Source organism: Bacillus sp. 5B6 (assembly GCF_000259405.1).
GTDB classification, from domain to species: Bacteria; Bacillota; Bacilli; order Bacillales; family Bacillaceae; genus Bacillus; species Bacillus velezensis.
In genome coordinates this window covers 2,446,188-2,463,462 of sequence record NZ_AJST01000001.1, presented here as the reverse complement: position 1 = coordinate 2,463,462, position 17,275 = coordinate 2,446,188, and the positions used below count along the sequence as shown (strand labels likewise).

At 47.0% G+C, this 17,275-nt stretch carries 19 protein-coding genes and 2 other annotated features; of the genes, 18 read left to right on the top strand and 1 reads right to left on the bottom strand.

Annotated features, from left to right (window positions below; translation table 11 throughout):
- Positions 1-6: 6 nt before the first annotated feature.
- Positions 7-198, bottom strand: coding sequence for a hypothetical protein (locus MY7_RS11505; protein WP_007612879.1), 192 nt, complete (start codon positions 196-198; stop codon positions 7-9).
- Between the two features lie 172 nt (positions 199-370).
- Positions 371-592 (top strand) — a binding site (T-box leader).
- 58 nt (positions 593-650) lie between these two features.
- Here MY7_RS11505 and MY7_RS11500 point away from each other — a divergent pair.
- The 18 genes from MY7_RS11500 (at position 651) to obgE (ending at position 17,254) form a co-directional block, all read left to right on the top strand.
- Entirely contained in the window at positions 651-3,293 is a 2,643-nt protein-coding gene (locus tag MY7_RS11500; RefSeq protein WP_007612877.1) for a valine--tRNA ligase, read from the top strand.
- Between the two features lie 58 nt (positions 3,294-3,351).
- A complete protein-coding gene (locus MY7_RS11495) occupies positions 3,352-4,644 on the top strand; it encodes a bifunctional folylpolyglutamate synthase/dihydrofolate synthase (protein ID WP_007612876.1) in 1,293 nt (430 codons plus the stop codon).
- 139 nt (positions 4,645-4,783) lie between these two features.
- Positions 4,784-5,536 (top strand): prepilin peptidase, encoded by a 753-nt coding sequence (locus tag MY7_RS11490; RefSeq protein WP_012118107.1) that lies wholly within the window; start codon positions 4,784-4,786, stop codon positions 5,534-5,536.
- A gap of 126 nt (positions 5,537-5,662) precedes the next feature.
- Positions 5,663-6,664 carry an SPOR domain-containing protein gene (locus tag MY7_RS11485; protein ID WP_029326047.1) on the top strand — a complete coding sequence of 334 codons (1,002 nt, stop codon included), beginning with the start codon at positions 5,663-5,665 and terminating at the stop codon, positions 6,662-6,664.
- Positions 6,665-6,804: 140 nt separating this feature from the next.
- Entirely contained in the window at positions 6,805-7,374 is a 570-nt protein-coding gene (locus MY7_RS11480) for a Maf family protein (RefSeq protein WP_029326048.1), read from the top strand.
- Positions 7,375-7,405: 31 nt separating this feature from the next.
- Positions 7,406-8,101 (top strand): RadC family protein, encoded by a 696-nt coding sequence (gene radC / locus MY7_RS11475; RefSeq protein ID WP_007408165.1) that lies wholly within the window; start codon positions 7,406-7,408, stop codon positions 8,099-8,101.
- Between the two features lie 91 nt (positions 8,102-8,192).
- A complete protein-coding gene (gene mreB / locus MY7_RS11470; RefSeq protein WP_003152647.1) occupies positions 8,193-9,206 on the top strand; it encodes a cell shape-determining protein MreB in 1,014 nt (337 codons plus the stop codon).
- A 30-nt stretch (positions 9,207-9,236) separates the two neighbouring features.
- Positions 9,237-10,100, top strand: a complete 864-nt coding sequence (mreC, locus tag MY7_RS11465; protein WP_007408166.1) for a rod shape-determining protein MreC — start codon at positions 9,237-9,239, stop codon at positions 10,098-10,100.
- A complete protein-coding gene (gene mreD / locus MY7_RS11460) occupies positions 10,097-10,615 on the top strand; it encodes a rod shape-determining protein MreD (protein ID WP_007408167.1) in 519 nt (172 codons plus the stop codon). The genes mreC and mreD overlap by 4 nt, the downstream gene beginning before the upstream one ends.
- A 53-nt stretch (positions 10,616-10,668) precedes the next feature.
- Entirely contained in the window at positions 10,669-11,349 is a 681-nt protein-coding gene (minC, locus tag MY7_RS11455) for a septum site-determining protein MinC (RefSeq protein ID WP_003152653.1), read from the top strand.
- 2 nt (positions 11,350-11,351) lie between these two features.
- Positions 11,352-12,155, top strand: a complete 804-nt coding sequence (minD, locus tag MY7_RS11450) for a septum site-determining protein MinD (RefSeq protein WP_016938784.1) — start codon at positions 11,352-11,354, stop codon at positions 12,153-12,155.
- 127 nt (positions 12,156-12,282) lie between these two features.
- A complete protein-coding gene (locus MY7_RS11445; protein ID WP_007612867.1) occupies positions 12,283-13,086 on the top strand; it encodes a M23 family metallopeptidase in 804 nt (267 codons plus the stop codon).
- Positions 13,079-13,945, top strand: a complete 867-nt coding sequence (locus tag MY7_RS11440; protein ID WP_007612866.1) for a M50 family metallopeptidase — start codon at positions 13,079-13,081, stop codon at positions 13,943-13,945. Before MY7_RS11445 ends, MY7_RS11440 begins: the two co-directional genes overlap by 8 nt.
- A 58-nt stretch (positions 13,946-14,003) precedes the next feature.
- Positions 14,004-14,077, top strand: a sequence feature (ribosomal protein L21 leader region).
- 13 nt (positions 14,078-14,090) lie between these two features.
- Positions 14,091-14,399: a 50S ribosomal protein L21 gene (gene rplU / locus MY7_RS11435; RefSeq protein ID WP_003152660.1), complete on the top strand. Its 309-nt coding sequence runs from the start codon at positions 14,091-14,093 to the stop codon at positions 14,397-14,399.
- Positions 14,400-14,401: 2 nt separating this feature from the next.
- On the top strand, positions 14,402-14,743 hold the full coding sequence (locus MY7_RS11430; protein WP_012118103.1) for a ribosomal-processing cysteine protease Prp: 342 nt from the start codon (positions 14,402-14,404) through the stop codon (positions 14,741-14,743).
- A gap of 12 nt (positions 14,744-14,755) precedes the next feature.
- Positions 14,756-15,040, top strand: a complete 285-nt coding sequence (gene rpmA, locus MY7_RS11425; RefSeq protein WP_003152662.1) for a 50S ribosomal protein L27 — start codon at positions 14,756-14,758, stop codon at positions 15,038-15,040.
- Positions 15,041-15,357: 317 nt separating this feature from the next.
- Positions 15,358-15,936, top strand: coding sequence for a sporulation initiation phosphotransferase B (locus MY7_RS11420; RefSeq protein ID WP_007612865.1), 579 nt, complete (start codon positions 15,358-15,360; stop codon positions 15,934-15,936).
- Between the two features lie 31 nt (positions 15,937-15,967).
- On the top strand, positions 15,968-17,254 hold the full coding sequence (gene obgE, locus MY7_RS11415; RefSeq protein WP_007408172.1) for a GTPase ObgE: 1,287 nt from the start codon (positions 15,968-15,970) through the stop codon (positions 17,252-17,254).
- Positions 17,255-17,275 lie beyond the last annotated feature (21 nt).

Genomic DNA, 17,275 nt, shown 5'->3' with positions numbered 1-17,275 from the left:
GTTTTTTTATATCCATTCCAAATGCAGGGCGCACGCTAAAAACAGCAGGATGGCAAGCAGCAGGACATCAAAAGTGGTCGGAAAGAAAATCGTCCTGATCCCCTGAAAGATCGTAATCGGGATTATGACTTGCGCGGATACAAGGCGGACCTGTCTGGCCCACTGGGGGAGCGAATAAGAATTGAATTTTTTTCTCACGGGCAATTCCTCCTCACATTCGCCTTTCTATGTATCGTATGTAAGGGAAAGGGCGGGGTGCATGCCCATTTATGTATGACGGCAGCGGTTTTTGGAAAAGATGATTGACGAATCAAAAACACTTTTACTATAATAAAGAACATAATAAATAAGATCATGAGCTGATATAAATACACCTGCTTTGAACGGGAAGAGTACAAGAAAGACGCATGAAGAGAGAGAAGCTACTGTGCTGAAAGGCTTCTTATGCCGTCTCATTGGAAGGTCGCCCGGGAGCATAATTTCTTGAACATACAGTAGAGAAATTCGGGCCGCACCCGTTATCCGTTTAAGTGCATGAACAAATCTGTTCATGAAAAAAGGTGGTACCGCGAAAGAGCTTTTCGTCCTTTATCAGGATGAAGGCTCTTTTTTAGTTGCTCAGCCATTTCTAAACATGCTGGAGGGTTATCATGGATACAAATGAACAAACAATGCCGACAAAATATGATCCGTCTGCAATTGAAAAAGGCCGCTATGATTTTTGGCTGAAAGGAAAATATTTTGAAGCGGGCGGCGATCAAACGAAACAGTCGTATTCTGTCGTCATTCCGCCGCCGAATGTGACGGGCAGGCTGCACCTCGGACATGCGTGGGATACGACGCTGCAAGATATCGTTACGCGTATGAAACGCATGCAGGGCTATGACGTGCTCTGGCTTCCGGGCATGGATCACGCCGGCATCGCCACTCAGGCAAAAGTCGAAGCGAAACTCCGCGAACAGGGCACAAGCCGTTATGACCTCGGCCGTGAAAAGTTTCTGGAAGAAACATGGAAGTGGAAAGAAGAGTATGCTGATTTCATCCGCAGCCAATGGGCCAAGATGGGACTTGGACTCGATTATTCACGCGAACGTTTTACTCTTGATGAAGGGCTGAACAAAGCCGTGCGTGAAGTATTCGTCAAGCTGTACAAAAAAGGCTTGATTTACAGAGGCGAATATATCATCAACTGGGACCCTGCCACAAAAACGGCTTTATCTGATATTGAAGTGATTTACAAAGACGTACAGGGCGCATTTTATCATTTGCGCTACCCGTTAGCAGACGGTTCAGGCTCAATTGAAATCGCGACCACCCGTCCGGAAACGATGCTTGGCGACACGGCTGTCGCGGTTCATCCTGAAGATGAGCGCTACAAGCACTTAATCGGCAAAACGGTGATTCTGCCGATTACAAACCGCGAAATTCCGATCGTCGGCGATGATTATGTTGATATGGAATTCGGATCAGGCGCCGTTAAAATCACGCCTGCCCATGACCCGAATGACTTTGAACTCGGAAACCGCCACAATTTAGAGCGGATTCTCGTCATGAATGAAGACGGAACAATGAATGAAAAAGCGCTGCAATATAACGGCATGGACCGGTTTGAATGCCGCAAAAAACTCGTCAAAGATCTTCAGGAATCCGGCGTTCTCTTTAAAATCGAAGACCATATGCATTCTGTCGGCCACAGTGAGAGAAGCGGCGCCGTTGTTGAGCCGTACCTGTCCACACAATGGTTTGTCAAAATGCAGCCGCTGGCCGATGCTGCGGTTGACCTTCAGTCAAAAGAAGAGAAAGTTCACTTCGTTCCTGACCGTTTCGAGAAAACGTACCTGCACTGGATGGAAAATATCCGTGATTGGTGTATTTCCCGTCAGCTGTGGTGGGGCCACCGCATCCCGGCTTGGTATCACAAAGAAACAAAAGAAGTGTACGTCGGCCTTGAGGCGCCTGAGGACAGTGAAAATTGGGAACAGGATTCAGACGTGCTTGATACATGGTTCAGCTCCGCGCTTTGGCCGTTTTCTACAATGGGCTGGCCTGATGAAAACGCTGAAGACTTTAAGCGGTATTACTCAACCGATGTTCTTGTAACGGGATATGACATCATTTTCTTCTGGGTATCCCGGATGATTTTCCAAGGCCTTGAGTTTACCGGCGAGCGTCCGTTCAAAGACGTGCTGATTCACGGCTTAATCCGTGACGAGCAGGGCAGAAAAATGAGTAAATCCCTTGGGAACGGCGTGGACCCGATGGATGTCATCGACAAGTACGGAGCGGATTCCCTGCGCTATTTCCTGGCAACCGGAAGTTCACCGGGACAGGATCTCCGTTTCAGCTATGAAAAAGTGGAATCCACATGGAACTTCGCAAATAAAATTTGGAACGCCTCCCGTTTTGCATTAATGAACATGGACGGCATGACGTATGACGAGCTTGATCTGTCCGGTGAAAAATCAGTTGCTGATAAGTGGATCCTCACAAGACTGAATGAAACGATAGAAGACGTAACACAGCTTGCGGATCGTTATGAATTCGGTGAAGTCGGACGCCACCTGTACAACTTTATCTGGGACGATGTGTGCGACTGGTATATCGAAATGGCGAAGCTTCCGCTGTACGGGGAAGATGAAGCGGCGAAGAAAACAACCCGTTCTGTTCTGGCATACGTGCTTGACCAGACGATGCGTCTTCTTCACCCGTTTATGCCATTCTTAACGGAAGAAATCTGGCAGCATCTTCCTCATGAAGGCGAGTCAATCACGATCAGCTCTTGGCCGGTTCCGGTGCCGGAACATACGGATAAAGAGGCAGCGGCGGATATGAAACTGCTCGTTGAATTAATCCGTTCTGTCCGCAATATCCGGAGCGAAGTCAACACGCCGATGAGCAAGCAGGTTGAGCTTTACATTAAAACATCTACGGAAGACATTGCCGGCCGCCTTGAGAAGAACCGTTCTTACGTTGAACGCTTTACGAATCCGAGCACGCTGAAAATCGGGACGGATATCACTGCGGCAGACAAAGCGATGACAGCGGTCGTCACCGGAGCGGAAGTCATTCTGCCGCTTGAAGGGCTGATTAACATTGATGAGGAGATCGCCCGTCTGCAAAAAGAATTCGACAAGCTGACAAAAGAAGTCGAACGCGTTCAGAAAAAACTCGGCAACGAAGGATTCATTAAAAAAGCTCCTGAACATGTCATTGAAGAAGAACGCGGAAAAGAGAAAGACTACACGGCAAAACGCGAAGCTGTCCGGCAGCGGATTGCAGAGCTGAAAGGCTGATAAAACAGCGGGGCGGTTTCCTAAGAAACCGCCTTGTCGTATAAAAGAGGGGATTTCATTGTTTAATACGTACAAAGAAGCGATCAGCTGGATTCACGGCAGACTCAAGTTCGGCGTTAAGCCGGGCCTTCTCCGTATGGAAAAGCTGATGGAAAAACTGGAACACCCGGAAAAGAACATTCGCGCCATTCATGTGGCGGGCACCAACGGCAAAGGATCAACCGTCTCTTTTATCCGTTCCGTGCTTCAAGAAGCCGGTTATACGGTCGGCACGTTCACATCGCCTTACATTATTACGTTTAATGAGCGTATCAGCGTCAACGGCACGCCGATTTCTGATGAGGAGTGGAGAACGCTCGTTAATGACATAAAACCGATAGTCGATGAGCTTGATAAGACCGATGCCGGAACGGTGACAGAATTTGAAATCATTACAGCGTGTGCATTTTTATATTTTGCGAAGCGGGCTGATATCGATTTTGTCATTTTTGAAGCGGGGCTTGGCGGCACATTTGATTCAACCAATATTGTGAAACCGCTCCTGTCGGTCATTACAAGTATCGGACATGACCATATGGCGATTTTAGGCAATACCATCGAGGAGATCGCCGGGCAGAAAGCCGGTATCATTAAAAATTCCATTCCGGTCATTACGGGCGTCAATCAGCCGGAAGCACTCGGCGTTATTGAAGCGGAAGCCGAAAAAAAGCAGGCTCCGTATCAGTCACTATATAAATCGTGCAGACTGTTTAATGAAGCGGCGCTTCCGTCCGGTGAAAGCTTTTCGCTGGAAACGGAAACGAAATGCTATGAAAACATTCAAACGTCGCTGATCGGCATTCACCAAAGGCAGAATGCAGCATTGGCGATATTGGCCGCTGAATGGATGAATCGTCTGGGAGCCGCAGCCATTTCTGAAGAAGCAATGCGAAACGGCCTGGAAAAAGCATCTTGGCCGGGCCGGTTTGAACGTCTTCATAGCCGCCCTTTAGTGTTTGCGGACGGCGCACATAACGAAGAAGGCGTTGACACACTGACAGAAACGCTCAGGCAGCGCTTTGCCGATAAAAACGTCCATGTCGTATTCAGCGCATTAAAAGACAAACCGTATCAGGAAATGATTAAAAAGCTTGAAAACGAAGCGGACTCTATTCACTTTGTATCATTTGACTTTCCGCGTGCTTCAAGCGCCGAAGCCCTTTATAACGCAAGCAGTCTTGCGGATAAGAGCTTCGATGAGAACCCGGACAGTGTGAAAGAATGGATAGAACAAAAAGACGGGGCGGATGATGTCATCATCATTACCGGTTCCTTATATTTTATTTCAGAAATGAGAAAGCGGCTTATCTGACAGCCCCTCGGATGCCCGGCAGACCCTTTTCAGGTTTTGCCGGTCGTTTTTATGCTGAAAATATATTTTCAGCCATTTCAGTCATGGTGTTTTTCTTTGCTATAATCTGAGCCAGATTGATAGTAAAGGTGTGGTCTGAGTGCTTTTGATTCTGTTTTTTCTCGGCTTGATTTTCGGTTCTTTTTTTTATACAGCAGCGTGCCGTATCCCGCTTCGAATCTCGGTTATTTCGCCGCGTTCAGCCTGTTCGTTTTGCCGCTTGCCGCTCTCCTGGGGGGAGCTTGTGCCCGTCGTTTCCTATATTCTGCAAAGAGGCAGATGCAGAAACTGCCGTGCAAAGCTGTCGGTTATGTATCCGGCGGCGGAATGCTGGACGGCGTGTTTATTCACGGCTGCAGGCATTCATTTCGGTTTCTCAAAAGAACTGTTAGTCGCGCTGTTATTTCTGTCTCTGCTCATGATTGTTACTATGACGGATCTGCAATATATGCTGATTCCTGACAAAGTTCTGCTGTTTTTTCTTCCGCTTTTCATCGCCGGCCGTATGTTTTCTCCGCTGGATTCATGGTATGCAGGGTTTGCCGGAGCCGTTTGCGGATTTTTTCTGCTTGTTTTTATCATGTTTGTCAGTAAAGGAGGCATCGGCGCAGGTGATGTGAAACTGTTTGGGGTGATCGGTCTGACGCTCGGCGTGAAGCTCGTGCTCATTGCATTCTTTCTTTCCGTTATGATCGGAGCCGTATACGGTATGTGCGCCGCAGCCCGGGGCAGGCTTGGTAAAAAGCAGCCATTTCCGTTTGCGCCGGCCATCTCAGCCGGGAGCGCTTTGAGTTATTTATACGGTGAAGAGCTGTTTTCGTTTTACATCAAGCTCGCTTCAGGCGGAGCTTAAAAAATTTGGCGAACGTTTTTTGGACAAGACGACAAAAGTCTTGTTCTTTTTTTTTACGCCTATGCTAAAGTGTGAACCATGATCAGTTCAAGGTACGGCCAAGACGAATGCAAGGGGGAAGAGACGTTGAAAAAAAGGAAGAGCAAAAAGCACAGCAAAGCCAAAAACAATGCCCTTAAAGTAACCATTAACGGACAAGAAGAAACGATGTATGGACAAGAAGATGTGAAAGAAGGCGGGGAGAAGACCGTCACATTTTCAAATTGGGAAGAAACAAAAAAGGCGGAGCAGGAGACCGCCGCCTCCCATGAAGATCCGAAAGAAGAAGATTTCAATTGGGATCATGAGAAGAATTCTGAGGTATTTGAAGATGACCCGAAAGTCGTGCCGCCATACCAGAAGAAAAAAACAGGCCCTCATTTTCCGAAAAAAAAGCAGCCGTCTTCTCCAGTTAAAAAAGCGGTCACGACAATTGCCGTTGCGGCTGTTTTAGGCACCGGGCTCGGCCTTGTCGCCTTAAATATGTCGGGAAGTAAAGAAGCCGCCGCTCCAGCATCAGCTGACAAAGGTTCACAAGGGCAGACGGTGAAAGCGGGAGATGTTTCTAAAGACAAATCTGAAACAGCCGGCACAGGAGATGCGGAATCTTCAGAGGGAAACTATAAAACATATGCGGTGCAGGCCGGAAAATTTTCATCAGAAAAAGGAGCGAAGACGCTTGTTGACCAGCTGACTGAAAAAGGATACTCGGCCGTTTCTTTGGCAAAAGAAGACGGGTACACTTATGTGATCGCCGGGCTTGCCGCGGAAAAAAGCTTATCACAGCAATTGGGCCAGACGCTGATAGACCATGATTTTGAGGCTTGGGGCGGAAAAGAGCTCAGCTTTGCGGTCGATTCAGGACTGGAAGACTCTTTTAAACAAGCATCTGAGCTCTCCGCCAAAGCGATTACCGGCAAAGATCTTTCAAAAACGGAAGTGGCTGAAGCGGCAAAAGCGGCAGACGGTGCAGACGCCGCTGACAAAAAGCAGAAAGAGGCCGTGCTTCAAGCGCTGAAAGAACTGGAAACGTCGGGTTCAGAATCCGGCTGGAAAGCCCAAAAAGAGCTTTTAAGTGTTGTAAAATAGTATCTTATTTCCCGTCATCCGGCGGGATTTTTTATTTTGTCATCAAAAAGTTATTTTTCTGAAATTGTGGTTGCCCGTTAGATTTGGTAGGATAGACAAGTATCTTTTTTTCTTAAGCAAACCCTGAAAGGATGACAACCATGACAAAACGCTTAATACTCGCATCACAATCTCCGCGAAGAAAAGAACTCCTTAATCTTCTTCAGATTCCTTACAGCATTATTGCAAGCCGCTTAGAAGAAAAATTAAATCGAAACCTTTCGCCGGAAGAAAACGTCCAATGTTTGGCCGAGCAAAAAGCCGGTGCTGTATTGGCCGAAAATCCCGATGCAGTCGTTATCGGGGCTGACACGATGGTGGGCATAGACGGCGAATGCCTCGGCAAACCGCATGACAGAGAAGAAGCGGCACACATGCTGCGGAGGCTTTCCGGCCGAAGCCATCAAGTCATTACGGCGGTCAGCATTCAGACGCATGACCGGAAAGAAACGTTCTGTGACACGACGGAAGTGACGTTTTGGCCGCTCAGTGAAGACGACATACAGCTCTACATTGAAACAAAAGAACCGATGGATAAAGCAGGTGCATACGGCATCCAAGGAAAAGGCGCGCTTTTAGTGAAAAAAATAGACGGTGATTTTTATTCTGTCGTCGGGCTTCCTGTCGCTAAAACAATGAGAGCCTTGAAAGAATTTAATATAAAAGCTTGATGTTCAAACCGGGAAGGGGAACAAGGAGGGGTTGATCATCCGTGATCTGCCGTTAAAATTAAGAGATTTCCCCGAAAAAGAAAAACCGAGAGAGCGGCTTCTGCACTTCGGAGCCGAACATCTCTCTAACAATGAATTGCTCGCCATCCTGCTGCGGACGGGAACGAAACATGAGTCCGTCATGAACCTCGCTCACCGGCTGCTGCGGACGTTTGACGGGCTGCGACTGTTAAAAGGCGCCTCTGCCCAGGAGCTTTCCAGCATTCCCGGAATCGGCACGGTGAAAGCCGTTCAGATTCTTGCCGCAATTGAGCTGGGGAGCCGCATTCATAAGACATCCGCCGGGGAGCATTGCGTCATCCGCTCTCCGGAAGACGGGGCGAAGTATGTGATGGAGGATATGCGCTTTTTATCCCAGGAGCATTTTGTCTGTTTATATTTAAATACCAAAAATCAAGTCATTCATAAACGCACCGTTTTTATCGGAAGTCTGAATTCATCTATTGTCCACCCGCGGGAGGTGTTTAAAGAAGCTTTCAAACGATCCGCCGCGTCCTTCATTTGTGTTCACAATCATCCTTCAGGAGATCCTACACCGAGCAGGGAAGATATAGAGGTAACCAGGCGGCTTTTTGAGTGCGGAAATTTAATCGGCATCGAGCTGCTGGATCATTTGGTCATTGGTGACAAAAAATTTGTGAGTTTAAAGGAAAAAGGATATTTGTAACACTTTTTTTTTCGTTGATTTAAGATATAATAGATTTTATGAGTTTTTCCCTTTAGGGTATTTTTGCTTTAAGAAAGGAAGATACATACATATGTTCGGAATTGGTACAAGAGACCTTGGTATAGATTTGGGAACCGCGAATACGCTTGTGTTTGTTAAAGGAAAAGGAATCGTAGTGAGAGAGCCGTCTGTCGTTGCTCTGCAAACGGATACGAAGTCCATCGTTGCGGTCGGTAACGATGCGAAAAACATGATCGGAAGAACTCCGGGCAACGTGGTTGCGCTCCGTCCGATGAAAGACGGCGTTATCGCTGACTATGAAACAACTGCGACAATGATGAAATACTACATTAATCAGGCTGTGAAAAATAAAGGATTGTTTGCGAGAAAGCCTTACGTTATGGTGTGTGTGCCGTCAGGTATTACGGCCGTTGAAGAACGGGCGGTCATCGACGCGACAAGACAAGCGGGCGCACGTGACGCTTATCCGATTGAAGAACCGTTTGCGGCAGCAATCGGCGCGAATCTTCCGGTATGGGAGCCGACGGGCAGCATGGTCGTTGATATCGGCGGCGGAACAACTGAAGTGGCGATCATTTCTTTAGGCGGCATTGTTACGTCTCAGTCAATCCGCGTAGCCGGTGACGAAATGGACGACTCAATCATCAGCTATATCAGAAAAACATATAATCTGATGATCGGTGACCGTACGGCGGAAGCTATTAAAATGGAAATCGGTTCAGCAGAAACCGGTGAAGAAAATGCGTCAATGGAAATCCGCGGCCGCGATCTTCTGACAGGTCTGCCCAAAACGATCGAAATCACGGGAACGGAAATTGCAAATGCACTGCGTGATACAGTTCTCTCAATCGTTGACGCGGTGAAGAGCACGCTTGAAAAAACACCGCCTGAGCTGGCCGCTGACATTATGGACAGAGGTATTGTATTAACAGGGGGAGGCGCCCTGCTCCGCAATCTCGACAAAGTCATCAGCGACGAAACGAAAATGCCTGTTCTTATCGCTGAAGATCCGCTGGATTGTGTTGCGATCGGCACTGGAAAAGCACTGGAGCACATCCATCTTTTCAAAGGAAAAACAAGATAATCAGGAGTTAAATAGAAGAGGTGTATCACGATGCCGAACAAACGGTTAATGCTATTACTTCTGTGTATTATCATATTGGTGGCTATGATTGGATTCTCGCTGAAGAACGGCCGTAATACCACCTGGCCTGAAAAGCTGATCGGTGATACGACGGGAGTATTTCAAAACATTTTTCACACGCCTGCCGAATATTTTGCAGGGTTCTTCGGGGACATAAAAGACCTGAAAAACACGTACAAAGAAAATGAACGCTTAAGACAAAAGCTGGACGGACAGACACAATATGAAGCGAAGCTCCAAGAACTCAAAGATGAAAACAAGAAGCTGCGTGATGAACTCGGGCATGTCAAATCAATTTCCGACTATGATCCGATTTTAGCGACCGTTATCGCCAGAAACCCTGATCAATGGTACAAGCAGATCATGATCAATAAGGGAACGAAGCAGAAAGTGGCCAAAGACATGGCTGTCACGAACGAAAAGGGTGCGCTGGTCGGGAAGATCAAAAGCAGCGGACTCAACAGTTTCACATCCGCCGTTCAGCTGCTGAGCGATGTTGACCGCAATAACAGAGTGGCCACCAAAATCTCCGGCAAAAAGGGAAGCAAAGGCTACGGTTTAATTGAAGGGTATGATAAAAAGAAACAGACTCTGAAAATGACCATCCTTGAGCCGGATGAAAAACGTGAAGTGAAAAAAGGCGACCTCGTGGAGACATCCGGAACGGGCGGCGTATTTCCTCAAGGGCTGACGGTCGGGGAAGTGACCGATGTAGAATCAGATGCTTACGGCCTGACGAAAATCGCTTACGTGAAACCGGCTGCCGACCTGTACGATCTTGATCATGTCATCGTCGTGAACCGAAGCGTAGCAACAGGGGAGGAAGGATCGTGAAACGTTTCCTTCTCCCTTTGATTATGATTTTGGTCTTTTGTGCGGAAAGCATCTATACGGATCTGGTGCGTTTTCCTTTCGTTTCCGTCGAGCAGCAGGTCGTTCCGCATTTTCTTTTGCTTGCGCTGATTTTTATGTCCGCTTATATCAACCAAAAGCATGCGGTGATCTACGGTTTGATTTTCGGATTTCTTTATGACATCAATTATACGGGTGTTTTAGGCGTTTATATGTTTGGTTTTGCCGGTTTATGCTATCTGGCGGCCAAAGCGTTTAAAGTGCTTCAGACAAACGCCCTGATGGTCATTCTGGTCGCGGTGCTGAGCGTATGTGTGCTTGAATTTTACGTCTACGGCATTCAGACGTTAATCCGCAGCGGCACAATGACGTTTAACGATTTTGTCATTCAGCGGTTCTTGCCGACCGCTTTGCTGAATATTGCGGGAGCCGTTATATTAGTCCTGCCCTTCAGGCTGTTTTATATAAGTCTGAAGAAAGAATTAAGAGATGAGTAAAAAGGATTTTATCTTTTTTTGACGAAAAGAGTATGTTGTTGAGGTGAACATTGATGAAGACCAAAAAGCAGCAATATGTAACAATAAAAGGAACAAAAAACGGCTTAACATTGCATCTGGATGATGCGTGTTCTTTTGATGAGCTTCTCGATGGTCTTCAAAACATGCTGTCGATTGAACAATATACTGATGGCAAAGGCCAAAAAATCAGTGTTCATATTAAACTCGGGCATCGGTATCTGTATCAGGAACAGGCAGAGCAGCTGACTGATCTGATCGCGTCAAAGAAAGATTTAGTCGTGCATTCAATTGACAGTGAAGTCATCGCCAAAGAAGAAGCGCAGCGGATGAAAGAGGAGCAGGAAATTGTTTCTGTTTCCAAAATCGTCCGTTCGGGCCAGGTGCTTCACGTGACGGGAGATTTGCTTTTAATCGGAGATGTGAATCCCGGCGGTACGATCAGAGCCGGAGGAAATATATTTGTTCTCGGTTCATTAAAAGGGATTGCCCACGCGGGTTATAACGGAAATAACCGGGCTGTGATCGCCGCATCCGAAATGATGCCGACACAATTGAGGATCAATCACGTGTTAAATCGCTCCCCAGACCACATTCAAAAAGGGAACGACATGGAATGTGCTTATTTAGATACTGACGGAAATATGGTCATTGAACGCCTTCAGCAATTGGCTCATTTAAGACCTGATCTAACAAGGCTTGAGGGAGGAATGTGAAATTGGGTGAGGCTATCGTAATAACTTCGGGAAAAGGCGGAGTAGGTAAAACAACAACATCTGCAAACCTCGGTACCGCCTTAGCCATTTTAGGGAAGCGCGTCTGTTTGGTAGATACAGATATCGGACTGCGCAACCTTGATGTCGTAATGGGTCTTGAAAACAGAATTATTTACGACTTAGTAGATGTAATTGAAGGCAGATGCAAGACGCATCAGGCGCTTGTCAAAGACAAACGTTTTGATGATCTGCTTCATTTAATGCCGGCTGCCCAGACAAGCGACAAGACGGCTGTTGTCCCTGAGCAGATCAAATCGCTTGTGCAGGAGCTTAAGCAGGAATTTGATTATGTCATTATTGATTGTCCGGCCGGAATTGAACAAGGCTATAAAAATGCCGTCTCCGGAGCTGATAAGGCGATTGTTGTGACGACGCCGGAAATATCAGCGGTGCGGGACGCTGACCGCATTATCGGACTTTTGGAGCAGGAAGATATTGAACCGCCGCGCCTTATCGTGAACCGCATCAGAAATCACCTGATGAAAAACGGTGACACGATGGATGTGGATGAAGTTGTTCATCATCTGTCTATTGATCTCCTCGGAATCGTTGCTGACGATGATGAAGTGATCAGGGCTTCAAATATCGGCGAACCGATTGCCATGAATTCCAAAAACCGCGCCAGCATTGCGTACCGCAATATCGCCCGGCGCATTTTAGGAGAATCCGTTCCTTTGCAGGTGCTTGAAGAGCAGCAAAAAGGGATGATGGCGAAAATCAAGTCATTTTTCGGCGTGCGTTCATAATATATACCAGAATACAAAGATCTGATGAAGCCCAGCTTATCAGGTCTTTTTTGTTTTTCAAGAGCGCATATTTGCAATGGACAAGACATAGGATGTACAAACCCAACGATTGCAAAGGATGATGGCGATGAGTCACAGAGCTGATGAAATTAGAAAAAGACTGGCCAAAAGAAGAAAACAGCGGCCTGAATCAAAACGGACTTTCGTTCAAAACGTCCAAACGCAGAATTTTCCCGCGTGGCAGACGGTCAAGGAGCAGGAAAAGCACAAGCTTCTACCGGACTACGAATATCAAACGGAACACCCGCCCGAATTTAACGGACGGCATCCATTGATCAGCGCTCATTCAATTATTTTAAAATGCCTGCTGGCCGCCTGTCTCGTACTGATCTCCGCTATTGCCTATAAAACTGACAAACAGCCGCTGAGTCAGATCAAACCGGCGATCGCACAAACCTTTCAAAAAGAATTTCAGTTTGCTGCCGTAAGCAATTGGTTCGTATCTTCCTTCGGAAATCCGCTCGCTTTTCTTACGCCGGGAACGAAAAAGAAGGACGGTCAGGTGGCGGTCAGTCAGGATATGGCTGTTCCTGCCGCGGGGAAAATCCAGCAGGACTTTCAAAATAACGGAGAGGGCGTCGTCGTCGAAACTGCCAGTGAAGCCATTGACAGCGTAAAAGAAGGCTACATTATGGAAGTGAGCAAAGATAAAAAAACAGGGCTGACGGTGAAGGTGCAGCATGCCGACAATACCAGCAGCATTTACGGCCGGCTAAAAGATGTTAACGTTTCATTGTACGACTTTGTTGATAAAGGGAAAAAGATCGGTTCGATCAAGCTCAACGATAAAAGTAAAGGCCAGTACTATTTCGCGATCCAGGATGGCGATAAATTCATAGATCCGATCCAGGTGATCACTTTTGATGAATAAATGGCTCAGCCTCCTTTTCAAAGTTCATGTCCATCCTTTTCTTTGGATTATCATGGGGCTTGGTCTTATGACGGGGCACATCAAAGCGCTGCTGTGTCTTTTGCTGGTCGTATCCGTTCATGAGCTGGGGCATGCTGCTCTGGCTGTGTTTTTTTCGTGGCGCATTAAACGAATCTTTCTGCTCCCTTTCGGCGGGACGGTTGAGGTGGAGGAGCACGGAAACCGGCCGCTTAAAGAGGAATTCGCGGTCATCCTGGCGGGCCCGCTTCAGCATGTGTGGCTTCAGGCGGCAGCCTGGCTCTTTTTCATGTCAGGTTTTGCAAGTGAGCAGACATTTGAGATGTTTACCTTTTATAATCTCTCCATTCTTTTCATCAATCTTTTGCCGATCTGGCCGCTTGACGGCGGAAAGTTTGTGTTTTTATACTTCTCCAAACAAATGGCTTTTCAAAAAGCGCATCTCCTCAGCCTGCAGACATCGGCTGTTTCCGCGCTTTTACTCTGCTGCTGGATTGTGCTGGCCGTCCCCCTTCAGGTCAGCGCATGGGTGCTGTTCGTCTTTCTCACCGCTTCTTTATGGGATGAATACCGGAAGCGGCACTATATTCAGCTGAGGTTTCTTTTGGAGAGATACTACGGCAAAAACCGCGATGTCGCCATGCTGCATCCTTTGACGGTCGCGGCCGATGCCAAAGTAAAGCATGTCATGGCCGAATTCAAACGGGGATGCAAGCACCCTATTATCATTGAAAAAGCCGGAGAAAAGCTCAGCCAGCTCGATGAAAATGAAGTGCTTCATGCGTATTTTGCCGATAAACGGACAGATTCTTCTATGGAAGACCTGCTGCTGCCTTACTAGAAATAGATTGACATATCCTTTTGGTTCTGATATATTTTTTAATGTTATGGATGTAGCACCAATGCTACAACCGCTCGGGACAGGTGATAAGAGCTTTAAAGCCCCCTGTTGCTGGCGAGTCTTAGTCTAATAGGAGGTGCAGAGAATGTACGCAATCATTAAAACAGGCGGAAAACAAATCAAAGTTGAAGAAGGTCAAACTGTTTACATCGAAAAACTTGCTGCTGAAGCAGGTGAAACAGTGACGTTTGAAGACGTATTGTTTGTTGGCGGAGACAGCGTGAAAGTCGGCAACCCAACAGTTGCAGGCGCGACAGTTACAGCTAAAGTTGAAAAACAAGGCCGTGCGAAAAAAATCACTGTTTTCCGTTACAAGCCAAAGAAAAATGTTCATAAAAAACAAGGTCATCGTCAGCCTTATACTAAATTGACAATCGAAAAAATCAACGCGTAAGCATGATTGAGGCAACAATTCGAAGATCCCGGAATGACGGGGGCATTTTGTCCTTTGAAATGACGGGACATGCCGATTTTGCTGAACATGGACGAGATCTCGTATGCGCCGGGGTCACAGCTGTCGTTTTCGGAGCGGTCAATGCGGTTATCGCGCTGGCTCCTCTCGAACCGATTCTTGATATAGGCGAGGACGGGGGTTATTTCTACTTTGAATTCCCTGAAGCCGCTGATCAGGAAGCTTTGCAAAAAGCGCAGCTGCTGATTGAAGGCATGATTGTTTCTCTTGAAACGATCGAGCGGGATTACAGTGAACACTTACGGTTGACTGCAAACCAAATATAGGAGGTGAGTTACATGCTTAGATTAGATCTTCAGTTTTTCGCTTCTAAAAAAGGTGTAGGTTCTACAAAGAACGGACGTGACTCTGAATCTAAACGTTTAGGCGCTAAACGTGCAGACGGTCAATTCGTAACAGGCGGATCTATCCTTTACCGTCAACGCGGAACGAAAATCTACCCAGGTGAAAACGTGGGCCGCGGAGGAGATGACACTCTTTTTGCTAAAATCGACGGAACTGTTAAATTCGAACGTTTCGGCCGTGACCGCAAAAAAGTGAGCGTATATCCTGTAGCTCAATAATGACACAAAAAACTCCGGTCGTTGACTGGAGTTTTTTTTGCAGTAAGCGGAGTAACATCAAGAATGAAAAGCAGAGGATGCGTGAGTGAACCCCGCCTTGAATGAGGACATCAGCTTCCCATACCCACTGGATATGTTCCCCAAGCAGTGATACCAAAAATGTTTCTGCCTGGCATCCGCATTGTATGCGATCCGAAAAAGGAACATGATGAACCAGGAAAAACAAGTGTTTTTTTAACAAAGCCTTCTCTGTTATAATTCATAGTACACACTTATCAAGACTCCTAAAAAGAAATTAAACGATTGGGAGTGCGAAAATGAAGGATGTATCGAAGAAACAAGAAGAACCTGTAAGCGATGCGGCTCTGATCAATGAGCTGATCCAATTAATGGGCCATTTCCGTCATGATTGGATGAATAAGCTGCAGCTGATAAAAGGAAACTTAAGTTTGCAGAAGTATGACAGGGTCGTTGAAATTATTGACGAAATGGTCATAGATGCAAAGCACGAATCAAAGCTCTCAAACCTGAAAACCCCGCACTTGGCGTTTGACTTTCTTACATTTAATTGGAAGTCCCGTTATATGAGACTCGAATACGAAGTGCTCGGAGAAATTAAAGATTTATCGGCATATGATCAAAAGCTGTCGAACCTGATGAGAAAACTGTTTCATCTGTTCGGTCTGGCAGTAAGCAATGAAAGTGAAAATCATCTGACCGTATCGCTGCAGACGGATCACCCTGACAGACAGCTTATTGTATATCTCGATTTTCATGGAACGATTGCAAATGCAGATGTGTTTGATGAACTTCGCAAATCCCGGTATGAGGACTTTGATGTCATGCAATTTGAGCTGACCGGCCATGAATGTGTGGCCGAAATTGGAATGAACTAGCGGTTTTTTACGGTTTAGAACGGAGGATATTATGTTTGTAGATCAGGTGAAAGTATATGTAAAAGGCGGCGACGGCGGTAACGGAATGGTTGCGTTCCGCCGTGAAAAATATGTGCCGAAAGGCGGGCCTGCCGGCGGTGACGGAGGTAATGGAGGCGACGTCGTTTTTGAGGTTGATGAAGGACTGCGCACGCTCATGGACTTCCGGTACCAGCGGCATTTCAAAGCGATACGCGGCGAGCACGGCATGTCTAAAAACCAGCACGGCAGAAATGCGGACGATATGGTTGTTAAAGTTCCGCCCGGCACAGTCGTAACGGATGACGATACAAAACAGGTCATTGCCGATCTGACTGAGCACGGGCAGCGCGCCGTCATCGCAAAAGGCGGACGCGGCGGACGCGGAAATACCCGCTTTGCGACACCGGCCAACCCGGCACCGCAGCTGTCAGAGCACGGAGAGCCCGGAAAAGAGCGCTATATCGTGCTTGAACTGAAAGTGCTTGCAGACGTAGGTCTCGTCGGCTTCCCGAGCGTCGGAAAATCTACGCTTCTGTCTGTCGTTTCATCGGCAAAGCCGAAAATCGCCGATTATCATTTTACAACGCTTGTTCCGAATCTGGGCATGGTGGAAACGGATGACGGAAGAAGCTTCGTCATGGCGGATTTGCCCGGTTTGATTGAAGGAGCGCACGAAGGAGTCGGCTTAGGCCACCAATTTCTCCGCCATATCGAACGGACGCGCGTCATCGTTCATGTCATTGACATGTCAGCGATGGAAGGCCGTGATCCATATGAGGATTATGTGACCATTAATCAGGAGCTCAGTGAATATAATCTGCGGCTGACGGAACGTCCGCAAATTATCGTTGCGAATAAAATGGACATGCCCGAAGCGGCTGAAAATCTTAAAGCGTTTAAAGAAAAGCTTCAGGATGATCACCCTGTCTTCCCGATCAGTGCGGTGACGAGAGAAGGGCTCCGCGATCTTCTGTTTGAAGTCGCCAACCAGCTGGAAACAACGCCTGAATTCCCGCTGTATGATGAAGAAGAACTGGCGGAAAACCGCGTAATGTACACGATGGAAGACGAAGAAATTCCATTTAACATTACCCGTGATCCGGACGGCGCGTTTGTGCTTTCAGGTGACAGCCTGGAACGCCTCTTTAAAATGACTGACTTCTCCCGTGACGAATCCGTCAAGCGTTTTGCAAGACAGATGCGCGGTATGGGCGTTGATGAAGCGCTCAGAGAACGCGGTGCTAAAGACGGCGATATCATCCGGCTTCTGGAATTTGAATTTGAATTTATTGATTAAAAAAACGGAGAGCTTGCGTTG

Coding starts and splice junctions, on each gene's coding strand:
- MY7_RS11500 (WP_007612877.1), top strand. CDS start 651: ATGGATACAAATGAACAAACAATGCCGACAAAATATGATCCGTCTGCA.
- MY7_RS11480 (WP_029326048.1), top strand. CDS start 6,805: ATGACAAAACGCTTAATACTCGCATCACAATCTCCGCGAAGAAAAGAA.
- mreB (WP_003152647.1), top strand. CDS start 8,193: ATGTTCGGAATTGGTACAAGAGACCTTGGTATAGATTTGGGAACCGCG.
- mreC (WP_007408166.1), top strand. CDS start 9,237: ATGCCGAACAAACGGTTAATGCTATTACTTCTGTGTATTATCATATTG.
- minC (WP_003152653.1), top strand. CDS start 10,669: ATGAAGACCAAAAAGCAGCAATATGTAACAATAAAAGGAACAAAAAAC.
- MY7_RS11445 (WP_007612867.1), top strand. CDS start 12,283: ATGAGTCACAGAGCTGATGAAATTAGAAAAAGACTGGCCAAAAGAAGA.
- MY7_RS11440 (WP_007612866.1), top strand. CDS start 13,079: ATGAATAAATGGCTCAGCCTCCTTTTCAAAGTTCATGTCCATCCTTTT.
- rplU (WP_003152660.1), top strand. CDS start 14,091: ATGTACGCAATCATTAAAACAGGCGGAAAACAAATCAAAGTTGAAGAA.
- MY7_RS11430 (WP_012118103.1), top strand. CDS start 14,402: ATGATTGAGGCAACAATTCGAAGATCCCGGAATGACGGGGGCATTTTG.
- rpmA (WP_003152662.1), top strand. CDS start 14,756: ATGCTTAGATTAGATCTTCAGTTTTTCGCTTCTAAAAAAGGTGTAGGT.
- MY7_RS11420 (WP_007612865.1), top strand. CDS start 15,358: ATGAAGGATGTATCGAAGAAACAAGAAGAACCTGTAAGCGATGCGGCT.
- obgE (WP_007408172.1), top strand. CDS start 15,968: ATGTTTGTAGATCAGGTGAAAGTATATGTAAAAGGCGGCGACGGCGGT.